This window comes from Kitasatospora sp. NPDC091257 (genome assembly GCF_044757675.1).
Taxonomy (GTDB): Bacteria; Actinomycetota; Actinomycetes; order Streptomycetales; family Streptomycetaceae; genus Kitasatospora; species Kitasatospora lactacystinica.
In genome coordinates this window covers 1-1074 of the sequence record NZ_JBIVVI010001878.1, presented here as the reverse complement: position 1 = coordinate 1074, position 1074 = coordinate 1, and the positions used below count along the sequence as shown (strand labels likewise).

Below are 1074 nucleotides of genomic sequence, written 5' to 3'. Positions count from 1 at the left end.
GAAGAACCCGACCACGTCGTCCAGCGCCTGGTCCGAACGCCCCGCCACCACCGTCCCGATCGGAACATCCGTCCCCGCACCCAGCCGCGACAACAGAGCCGCCAACGCCGCATGCAGCACCATGAACAACGTCACACCGTGCCGACGCGCCAACCCCTCCAGCTCTGCATGCAATTGGGCGTCGAAATGGAACTCCAACAGCTCACCGTCATGCGACGCGGCGGCAGGGCGGGGCCGGTCGAACGGCAAGGCCATCTCCTGCGGCAGTTCACCCAGCAGATCGCGCCAGTACGTCAGCTGCTCGTCGAGAATCTCGCCGAGCTGGTTGTGCTGCCAGAGGGTGTAGTCCGCGTACTGGACCGCCAGCGGCTCCCAGACCGGCACGGAACCGGCCAGCCGGGCCCGATAGGCCGAGGCGACACCCGACCAGAGCGGACCGGAGGACCAACCGTCACTCGCGATGTGATGCAAAGTCAGGACGAGGACGGACTCGTCCTCGCCGAGCGTGAACAGCGCTACTCGGAGCGGCAGTTCGGTCGAGAGCCTGAAGAGGCCGAAGGCCTCCGCATTGATCCGCTCCGCCAGCTCCTCCTCCGTGCACGGCTCGACCGTGAACGGAACCCGGGCGGCCTCGACCGGCAGAATCAGCTGCCGGGGCTCACCGTCGACCGTCGGGTAGACCGTGCGCAGGGCCTCGTGCCGGCCCACCACGTCACCGATCGCGCCGCGCAGAGCCTCGATGTCCACCGTGCCGTGCAGGCGGAACGCGAACGGACTGTTGTACGTGGCGGAGGCACCTTCGAGCTGGTCCAGGAACCACAGTCGCTGCTGCGCGAACGACAGCGGCAGCACCTCCGGCCGCGCGCCCGCCACCAGCGCCGGACGCGCCGGGCCACCGTCCTTCAGCTTCTCCACGACCCCGACCACGGTCGGGTTGCGGAACAGATCACGGATGCCCAGCTCGGCGTTCAGGGTCGTACGGATCCGGCTGATCAGCCGCGTCGCGAGAAGCGAATGACCGCCCAGAGCGAAGAAGTTGTCGTCGATCCCCACCGACGGCACATCGAGCACCTC

1 protein-coding gene is annotated in these 1074 nt (G+C 68.1%); it reads right to left on the bottom strand.

Annotated features, from left to right (window positions below; translation table 11 throughout):
• The coding region (locus ACIQOV_RS42630) for a condensation domain-containing protein (RefSeq protein WP_401056661.1) at nucleotides 1–1074 on the bottom strand (1074 nt) is incomplete at both ends.